Here is a 7,983-nt window from a genome sequence, read left to right on the forward strand (position 1 = left end):
TGACTGCATCCCCGCGGCGCGCTCGTCGAACACGCTCGCCGGACCGTTCGAGACCCTACGTAGAACTTCTTGCAAACGCGTTAATCCCATTGTCGACCGCGCCGCGCGAAATCGCAGCTCCGTCTCATTTTCAGCAATGATTCACTATTACGTGGTTTTCTTGAGCCGGAGCCTCGCAAAGGCACGGATTGTTTCAGAGGTGCGTGATGCGCTCGACGCGTTTTTCTGGTTATTTGGCGCTGCTGGTCGGCGTGACGGTCTCGGCCGGCGTCGCAGTGGCGCGCGACGGCGAGCGACGCGGCGTCTTCGTCGATATCGATCACGCTCGCGTCGTGCGTATGCCGGAAGGAGCGCAGACGCTGATCGTCGGCAATCCGCTCGTCGCCGATGTGACCATGCTGAAGACAAATCGTCTCATGGTGGTCACGGGAAAAAGCTTCGGGTCGACCAATCTCATTCTGCTCGATCCGACCGGCAATCAGGTCGGCGAGGAAACCATCACCGTGGTTCAGCCTATGAACAAGCTGGTCGTGCTGCGCGGCGCCCGACGCGAATCCTATGCGTGCGCGCCCGATTGCGCGCCGACCGTCGATCTCGGCGACGACAAGGACTATACGGCGCGCGTTCTCGAAGCGGTCAAGCAGCACGAGGCCTCCTCATCGCCCAAGCGCTGACAAAGCTGCGTCACACGCCCTTTCGGGCCATATGGGTTCGAGACATGAGCGGAGAAGAGAATTCATCGCGACAGGCGATGCGCAGCCTCACAGCGAGCCTCATTCGATTCGGCCGCGATCGCGACGCGGCGCTCGCGGTCGAATTCGCTATGGTGCTCGTCCCGATGCTCGGTCTGCTCGGCGCGATTTTCGAGACCGGCATCGTCTATTTCAAGAGCCAGCAGCTGCAGATCGCCACCCAACGTGCGAGCCGCGCCGTGCTGACGCACAGCCTCGGCAGCATGACCTATCAGAGCTTCATCGATAATTACGTCTGCACATGGCAGTCGACGGGCGCCGTCGCCGCGGGCACGCTGAGCAAATCCTTCGATTGCTCGAAGCTTCTCGTCGACATCGCCGACGTCGGCACTGGAACGGACTGGTCGAACGCCTCCACCTCCAACGCCTTTTATCTCGCCCCTCCGTCGTCGAGCGCGACGATCACAATGCCGGCCCCCGGACATATCGCCGTGGTGCGCATCGTCTATCCCATGCCGGCGGTGACGGCCATTCTCACCGGCGGAATTTTGACCGGCATAACGCTCGGCAAGACGACCAGCGGCGAGGTCGCTTACAGCAATCGCTGGACGCATCTCTTGTTCGGCGTCGCCGCCTTTCGCGTGGAGCCGACGTGAGCCGCCCCTGCGCCGAGCGCCGCGACGCACGCGCCCTCCTCGCGGAGAATCGCGCCTTCGCCGCGGTCGAATTCGCGCTCATGCTGCCGCTCGTCCTCGTCGTTTATCTCGGCCTCGCGGAGCTGGCGCTCGGGCAGCGCGCGAGTCAAAAGGTCGAGCTCGTCGCGCATACGCTCTCGGATCTCGCCGCGCAGCAATTGACCGGCGGCTCGAATCCCGGCCAGGCAGGGATCGACGAGACGACGATTAAAGCGATCTTCTCCGCCGCGACGACGCTGATGGCGCCGCTGCCGAGCGCCAATTTGAAGATGACGATTTCCGAGGTCGCCATCGTCGCCGACGCCACTCAGACGAGCGGTTACAAGGCCACCGTGCAATGGAGCGTCACCAGAAACTCCGGCGCGCTGCGGCCCTGCAAGATCGGCGGAGTCGCCAAGCTCAACGCCGCCGATGTGGCGCCCGTCGACCCGAACTCGATGCCGACGAGCTATACGACCGCGAAATCGGTGACGCTGGCCAACGCCGGCGGCGGCTCGACGACGACGAGCGTTACGCCCACCGTCGGATCGATCATCGTCGCCGATGTGATCTACACTTATCAGCCCTCGTTCAGCCGCACGATCACCTGGCTGAAGACCGCGACGCCGCAGATGTCGCGCACCAGCTATTCGCCGGTGCGCAACACCTACAGCCCCAATCACATTCAATATTACATGACGAGCGGAACCAATTGCACGCCCGGCACGCCGTGAGCGATCAGATCGTCTGATTATAGGCGCCGACTTCCGGATTCTCGCGCAGCACGGCGTCGACGGCGTGGAACATCTCGCGCATCCGCGCCTCGGACACCGGGCTCTCGACGACGACGACCAGCTCCGGCTTGTTCGACGAGGCGCGCACCAGGCCCCAGGTGCCGTCGGCGGTCGTCACGCGCACGCCATTCACGGTGACGAGATCGCGAATCTTTTGTCCCGTGAAGGCGACGCCCTCGGCCTCCATCTTCTGGAAGCGCGCAATGACCTTGTCGACGACGCCATATTTCGTCTCGTCCGCGCAATGCGGCGACATGGTGGGCGAGCCCCAGGTCTTGGGCAGAGCGGCGTAGAGGTCGGACATGGACTTGGTCGGATTGCGATCGAGCATCTGCAGCACATGCACCGCCGTCAGAAGGCCGTCGTCATAACCGCGGCCGACCGGCGCGTTGAAGAAGAAGTGCCCGGACTTCTCGAAGCCGGCGAGCGCTTTGAGCTCCGTGACGCGGCGCTTGATGTAGGAATGGCCGGTCTTCCAATAATCGGCCTTCACATTGCGCGAGAGCAGCTCTGGATCGGTCGCGAACAATCCCGTCGATTTCACATCGACGACGAAGGTCGCGCCGGGATGCAGCTTGGAAAGATCGCGCGCCAGCATAACGCCGATCTTATCGGCGAAAATCTCCTCGCCCTTATTGTCGACGACGCCGCAGCGATCGCCGTCGCCGTCGAAGCCGAGCCCGACATCGGCGCCGCTCTCGCGCACCTTGTCGGCCATGGCGTGCAGCATATGCAGATCTTCGGGGTTCGGATTATAATGCGGGAAATTATAGTCGAGCTCGGTGTCGAGCGGCACGACCTCGCAGCCGATGCGCTCCAACAGCTGGGGCGCGAAGGCGCCGGCCGTGCCATTGCCGCAGGCGGCGACCACTTTCAGCTTGCGGGAGAGTTTCACGCCCGAGGCGAGATCGTCGAGATAGCGCGCGCCGAAATTATCGACATAGCGATAGGAGCCGCCCTCGGCGAAACGGAAAGCGCCGGCGAGCACGATCTCCTTGAGACGTGTCATCTCCACGGGGCCGAAGGTGACGGGACGCTGCGCGCCCATCTTCACGCCGGTCCAGCCATTGTCATTGTGCGAGGCGGTGACCATGGCCACGGCCGGGACATCCAAGGCGAATTGCGCGAAATAGGCCATGGGCGAGAGCGCGAGGCCGATATCGTGCACGCGCACGCCCGCGGCCATCAGGCCGGAAATCAGCGCGAGCTTGATGGAGGCCGAATAGGCGCGATAATCGTGGCCCGTCGCCAGCTCGAGCGGCACGCCCATCTCATGCAGCAGCGTGCCCAATCCGAGGCCGAGCGCCTGCACCCCCATGAGGTTGAGCTCTTTCTCGAACAGCCAGCGCGCGTCATATTCGCGAAAGCCCGTCGGCTTCACGAGCGGCGTCGTCTCATAGGCGTAAGTGTTCGGGGCGAGATCGGAAACGGGGATCGGAAACATCGCATCTCCTGAAGGGCGAAGGGCGTTGGGCAAGGACATAAGGGAAAAGAGCCGCTCCGCATACCAAGGCGCGGCGCCCTTCCACAATCCTCCGCTCGTCGCGGCGGAGGCCGTCTGGACATAGAGCGGGACTCCCGCCCTCTGGTCTTATAACCTTTTTTTTATGATCGAAATGTGCCGCTCTCGCCTCATGCTTTTCCGCGCCGCTCGATCGCGCGTTCGGAAACAATGGACGATCTCGAAAGGAGCCTCTCATGTTCGACCCACCGCTCTACTCGCCGCTCGCCAAAGCGCTGCATTGGATCATCGCGGCTCTATTGCTGATTTTGCTGCCGATCGGCGTCGTCATGGCCGATCTCGACAAAGGGCCGTTGCAGGATGATTTGTTCGTGCTGCACGAATCGGCGGGCCTCCTCGTGCTGGCGCTGATGGTTCCGCGCCTCTCCGCGCGGCTGCGCAGCCGGGCGGAAGCGGGCCGGAATATCGCTCCGGTCGAGCGCCTCGTCTCGAACGCCACGCATCTGACGTTGTATCTGCTGATGTTCGCGGCGCCGCTCGTCGGCTGGCTGGCGCTGTCGGCCTATGGGCTCCGGCCGAGCTTCTTCTGGCTCGGCCATCTTCCGGCGCTCGCGCCCAAGGACGAGCCCTTGTCGAAGCAGCTGTTCTCGCTCCATGAAATCATGGGCTGGGCCATTGTGGCGCTGATCGTTCTGCACATCGCCGGCGCGGTCCGCCACCGCCTGGCGGGCGACGATGTGATTTGGCGAATGCTTCCCGATTCGTGGCGCAAATAGCGAAAGCGGCGGGGCGACGGAGTTCGTTCGCCCCGCCCTGTCGGCGTCAGGCGTGGCCTTGGGTCGGGAAATACAGCCGATACACATTCTGTCCCGGCGCGACGACCGAGGCCTCCCGGCGCACGACGATTTTGGTGTCGGCGTCGGGACCGATGGTGTCGCCGTCGCCCAGCACATCCCCGGACTCGATCAGAAACGCCGCGAGATCGATCAAAAAGCCGTTGAGCTCGCGCGGATCGTCGCGATAGCCGCGGGTCTCGATCTCCATCAGGCCGAAAGCGTTCAGCCCTTTGGTGATCGCCGAAACGCCGCCCTCGGGATCGCGGCCGAGCGCCACCGCCACGCAGAAGGGAACCGGCGGCTCGTCGCCGCTCTTCGACACCGCCTCCGCAACGAGCGCGGCCGGCCAAAGCGCGTCGGAGCCGGCGAAATGCACCGCGCAGGCGGAGGGCGTCGCCTCGATCACCGCCGCGACGGCGCGACCGAGCAGGCGCGCGCGCGCTTTGGCGTCGGCGCCGCCGGTCGCGGCCACCACCACATGGCCGGCATGGCCTTCGATCGCCGGCCAGACGTCCTGCCAATGCCAGGCATAGGCGACGCAGGGGTCGTCCTTGGCGATGGGCGCCGGCTCTGTGACGCCGCCGATCGCCGCTATCGCGCCATCGACGAGAAACACGCTCGTGTCGCCGGGCACGTCTTTTTCGGGAGTCTGCGCCTGCGGCAGATGGCGGCGGATCGCGGAGCCGAGCGCCTCCCCCTCGGGAAGCCGCTCGTCCTTCGAGAGAACGAGCGCGAGCATTGTGTCATTGGGGGCGGCCATACCGGGCTCCGAGTGAGAGATTGAAAGACATGCGAGAGCGTTAGCATGGATGGCGCCATCGCCCCATGGTTCGGGACGAGCTGCGAGTGAAACCCTTCATGCCGGGTCTTCTCCATCCGCGGCGGGAGCGGTTTCGGTCCCTTCGGGCGAGGTCGCTTCGATGGCCTTTTGCCGCTCCTCGGCTTCCAGCGCCGCGATACATTCGTCGAGATCGTCCCTTATCCGTCTGGCGGTCTCCAACACGAAATTAATGTAGCAGGTCGGCGGGCCGGCACCGCCGAGACGCACAGATCCGTCGGCGAGCACTTTCAGCCCGAGATACAAGCGTCGATCCACGCCCGAGCCGGCCCTTTTCACGCGCCACTGAAATATAGAGCCAGAAGTCAGCCCCTGCCGCTCCTGGCATTCAAACACGACGCCGCCCAGCAGGGCGGCCATGGCCTTCAGCGGAAAAAGCTTCTCGATAGCTCGCCACATCGGAAAAACATAACCGGAAGCGAAATCGTCGGAAAGCCCGTTAGAGGCCGGCGCGAAGGCGGCCGCCCTTCGGCCGCGCGAACATGTCCGAATGGCCGATTTCGCATTCCGCCGCCATTCGGCGGGCCCGGCGCCAATCCTCGATCGTCTCCGCCGAAACCTCGCCGGTCTCGGCGACGGCCGCCGCCGAACCTTCGGCCAGAGCCGCGATCAGCGCCGCCTCCGCCGCGCCGAGACGCCAGGGGCTCGGCGCGGTCTCGACCTCATAACCCCGACGCTCCAGCGCTTTCGCCAAAAGCCCCGCCGCGCGAGGCCCGGCCGCAGGGCCGAAACCTTTGTCGCCCGCCTGATGGCGATGGAAAGCAGCCAACATCCGCGCATCGGCGGCGTGGGGCGGCGTCCAGCGCTCTTCGCCGGAATAGCTCAATATCGCATAGAGCGGCAGCCGGCGCGCCGCGATCTGCTCTGCAAATCTGTCGAGCCATTGCGGCGAGACGAGATCGAGAAAGGCCGCCGAGGTCACGAGGTCGGCTTCCCCCGCAAGCGCCGCCCCCGCGCCGCCAGAGAGATCGGCGATTCGAAACTCTGCCTCGAGGCGCCGCGCGCCTTTGGCGAGCGACAGAATTTCCCCCCCCCCTCGGCCACATCCGCCCAGGCGGCGAGGCGCGCGCGGGCGGCAGCCAGCAGCGCCGGATCGTGATCGACGAGGAGCCATTTCTGTCGCGCCGGCAAATGTTCCGCGAGACCGCGCAGATTGGAGCCGGCGCCACAGGCGAGATCGACGATGGTCAAAGATTCGCGATCCGCGAAGGCGCGGGCGACGCTCTCACGCAGAGCGGGATTGCGCGCAGCGTGATCGGCCGATTCGCGCAGATCCAGCCATTCGGCCGAAAAGCCGCTCATGCGATCCCCTTTACGACAGAGGCGACGATGCGCGCCGTCTCGTCCCAGCGCGGCAGCGCCTGTCCGGCCCGCCAGGACGCCTCGCCGAGACGCGCCCGCAAGGCCGGATCGGAGACGATCTCGCGCAGCGCCTCGCGCAGCGCGGCCACGTTGCCCGGCGGAATTTTCAGCGCGGCGGAATCTGGGATGGTTTCTCCCGCCGCGCCGCCGGTCGCGGCGACGATCGGCAATCCGCGCGCCAGCGCTTCGGCGAGCGCCATACCGTAACCCTCATGCAGCGAGGAGGAGACGAAGACATCCGCGCCGCGAAAAGCCGTCTCCAATTCCTCCCCCGAAAGCTCGCCGACGAGCGCGACCCTCGTGTAGAGCCCTTTCGCCTCTATGAGCCGCGCGAGATCGGCCGCCGTCTGCGGCGAATGGCCGGCGCCTCCGACAATGGCGAGGCGCCAGTCGAGATCGGCAAGGCCGCTCAACGCCTCGACCAAGAGATCGAAACCCTTGCGCGGAATGAGCGAGCCAACGGCGAGCAGCGCCGGCGCGCCGCCCGAGCCCCTTGCGCGCGCGGCCGGATCTGTTCCCGGCCGAGCGATGGTCAGCCTGCGCTCCGACGCGCCGAAATCGCGGATCAGCGTCTCGCCCGTGTGCGGACTCGTGGCGATCACACGGGCGGCGAGCGCCAGCGCCCGGCGCTCGCTCTCGCCCAATGCGGCGGCGCGGGCGGGAGAGAGCCCCGATTCGAGGCAGAGCGGATGATGGCAGAGCGCGACGATCGGCGCGGCGATGGCCGCGATCGCCGTCTCGGAGAGCGCGCCATTTGCGTATAAAACCGCGAACACCCTTGCCGATTTGTTCTCCGGCGACGACGGCCTGTTCGAGGCTGGTCTTGGAGCCGTGAATGCGGATGACGTGGTCGTCGACCTCGACGGCTTCGACGACCGCCCGCAAATAGGTTCGGCGGAACGAAGTTTCGCCGACTGTGATCTTTTCGCGCATGAACGTCCCGAATCGCTCGAGCTGGTCCGGTTCGAGCGTGAGTTGCGGCGCGGACTGGGCTTTGATCCGCTCCAGCGCGGCTTTCGCCCGCTCCCGCTCCGATTTGATCGCGGCGAGGCGGTCCCGAAGCAGATCGTCCATGTCGGTGACGCCGTCCTCGACCATTTTATAGAGGCGCTTCAGCCTGTCCTCGGACTGGGCGATTTCCGATTGGAGGGTTTCCACTCGATTGCGGACCTCTTCGTCGCCGGCGGCGCGCTTCTGAGCCGGGGAAGTCAATATGCCGGCCAGCCGGTTCGGGCCGAATAGCCGGTCGGCGAGATGGGTCGTGACCAGCCCGTCGAGCCGGTCCATCGGGATCGAGCGCCCCTTGCAGCCGGTCTTGCCGACGC

General features: G+C 65.3%; 11 protein-coding genes. 5 read left to right on the top strand and 6 right to left on the bottom strand.

What is annotated here, in order from left to right:
• The first annotated feature begins 206 nt into the window (after window positions 1-206).
• The 3 genes from KP010_RS20905 to KP010_RS20915 all read left to right on the top strand — a co-directional run bounded on the left by KP010_RS20905 (window position 207) and on the right by KP010_RS20915 (window position 2,100).
• The gene (locus tag KP010_RS20905) at window positions 207-674 is read left to right on the top strand and encodes a pilus assembly protein N-terminal domain-containing protein (protein ID WP_142862980.1); all 468 of its coding nucleotides are present in this window, start codon (window positions 207-209) and stop codon (window positions 672-674) included.
• Between the two features lie 77 nt (window positions 675-751).
• Window positions 752-1,348 carry a TadE/TadG family type IV pilus assembly protein gene (locus tag KP010_RS20910; RefSeq protein WP_246659844.1) on the top strand — a complete coding sequence of 199 codons (597 nt, stop codon included), beginning with the start codon at window positions 752-754 and terminating at the stop codon, window positions 1,346-1,348.
• A complete protein-coding gene (locus KP010_RS20915) occupies window positions 1,345-2,100 on the top strand; it encodes a TadE/TadG family type IV pilus assembly protein (RefSeq protein WP_142862978.1) in 756 nt (251 codons plus the stop codon). The genes KP010_RS20910 and KP010_RS20915 overlap by 4 nt, the downstream gene beginning before the upstream one ends.
• Window positions 2,101-2,104: 4 nt before the next feature.
• Here KP010_RS20915 and KP010_RS20920 read toward each other — a convergent pair whose 3' ends face one another.
• A complete protein-coding gene (locus KP010_RS20920; RefSeq protein ID WP_142862977.1) occupies window positions 2,105-3,604 on the bottom strand; it encodes a phosphomannomutase/phosphoglucomutase in 1,500 nt (499 codons plus the stop codon).
• 254 nt (window positions 3,605-3,858) lie between these two features.
• Between KP010_RS20920 and KP010_RS20925 the strand changes: the two genes are divergently transcribed.
• The gene (locus KP010_RS20925; protein WP_142862976.1) at window positions 3,859-4,398 is read left to right on the top strand and encodes a cytochrome b; all 540 of its coding nucleotides are present in this window, start codon (window positions 3,859-3,861) and stop codon (window positions 4,396-4,398) included.
• A 46-nt stretch (window positions 4,399-4,444) separates the two neighbouring features.
• Here the strand turns inward: KP010_RS20925 and KP010_RS20930 are convergent, their stop codons facing one another.
• The 5 genes from KP010_RS20930 to KP010_RS22945 all read right to left on the bottom strand — a co-directional run bounded on the left by KP010_RS20930 (window position 4,445) and on the right by KP010_RS22945 (window position 7,434).
• Window positions 4,445-5,218 carry a DUF4261 domain-containing protein gene (locus tag KP010_RS20930; protein WP_142862975.1) on the bottom strand — a complete coding sequence of 258 codons (774 nt, stop codon included), beginning with the start codon at window positions 5,216-5,218 and terminating at the stop codon, window positions 4,445-4,447.
• 96 nt (window positions 5,219-5,314) lie between these two features.
• Window positions 5,315-5,656 carry a hypothetical protein gene (locus KP010_RS20935; RefSeq protein WP_142862974.1) on the bottom strand — a complete coding sequence of 114 codons (342 nt, stop codon included), beginning with the start codon at window positions 5,654-5,656 and terminating at the stop codon, window positions 5,315-5,317.
• A 79-nt stretch (window positions 5,657-5,735) separates the two neighbouring features.
• The gene (locus tag KP010_RS22935) at window positions 5,736-6,218 is read right to left on the bottom strand and encodes a hypothetical protein (protein ID WP_246659843.1); all 483 of its coding nucleotides are present in this window, start codon (window positions 6,216-6,218) and stop codon (window positions 5,736-5,738) included.
• Entirely contained in the window at window positions 6,215-6,598 is a 384-nt protein-coding gene (locus tag KP010_RS22940; protein WP_246659842.1) for a hypothetical protein, read from the bottom strand. The genes KP010_RS22935 and KP010_RS22940 overlap by 4 nt, the downstream gene beginning before the upstream one ends.
• Window positions 6,595-7,434: a glycosyltransferase family 4 protein gene (locus tag KP010_RS22945; RefSeq protein ID WP_246659841.1), complete on the bottom strand. Its 840-nt coding sequence runs from the start codon at window positions 7,432-7,434 to the stop codon at window positions 6,595-6,597. The genes KP010_RS22940 and KP010_RS22945 overlap by 4 nt, the downstream gene beginning before the upstream one ends.
• Here KP010_RS22945 and KP010_RS22955 point away from each other — a divergent pair.
• Window positions 7,379-7,900, top strand: a complete 522-nt coding sequence (locus KP010_RS22955; protein ID WP_253203955.1) for a hypothetical protein — start codon at window positions 7,379-7,381, stop codon at window positions 7,898-7,900. The genes KP010_RS22945 and KP010_RS22955 overlap by 56 nt on opposite strands.
• Window positions 7,901-7,983: the final 83 nt, after the last annotated feature.

Origin of the sequence: Methylosinus sp. KRF6 (assembly GCF_018887255.1) — a bacterium.
Taxonomy (GTDB): Bacteria; Pseudomonadota; Alphaproteobacteria; order Rhizobiales; family Beijerinckiaceae; genus Methylosinus; species Methylosinus sporium.

Excerpts from the sequence above, each read along its gene's own strand:
- KP010_RS22955 (WP_253203955.1), top strand. The coding sequence starts at position 7,379 with ATGGCCGCGATCGCCGTCTCGGAGAGCGCGCCATTTGCGTATAAAACC.
- KP010_RS20930 (WP_142862975.1), bottom strand. The coding sequence starts at position 5,218 with ATGGCCGCCCCCAATGACACAATGCTCGCGCTCGTTCTCTCGAAGGAC.
- KP010_RS20910 (WP_246659844.1), top strand. The coding sequence starts at position 752 with ATGCGCAGCCTCACAGCGAGCCTCATTCGATTCGGCCGCGATCGCGAC.
- KP010_RS20935 (WP_142862974.1), bottom strand. The coding sequence starts at position 5,656 with ATGGCCGCCCTGCTGGGCGGCGTCGTGTTTGAATGCCAGGAGCGGCAG.
- KP010_RS22940 (WP_246659842.1), bottom strand. The coding sequence starts at position 6,598 with ATGAGCGGCTTTTCGGCCGAATGGCTGGATCTGCGCGAATCGGCCGAT.
- KP010_RS20920 (WP_142862977.1), bottom strand. The coding sequence starts at position 3,604 with ATGTTTCCGATCCCCGTTTCCGATCTCGCCCCGAACACTTACGCCTAT.
- KP010_RS20905 (WP_142862980.1), top strand. The coding sequence starts at position 207 with ATGCGCTCGACGCGTTTTTCTGGTTATTTGGCGCTGCTGGTCGGCGTG.
- KP010_RS20925 (WP_142862976.1), top strand. The coding sequence starts at position 3,859 with ATGTTCGACCCACCGCTCTACTCGCCGCTCGCCAAAGCGCTGCATTGG.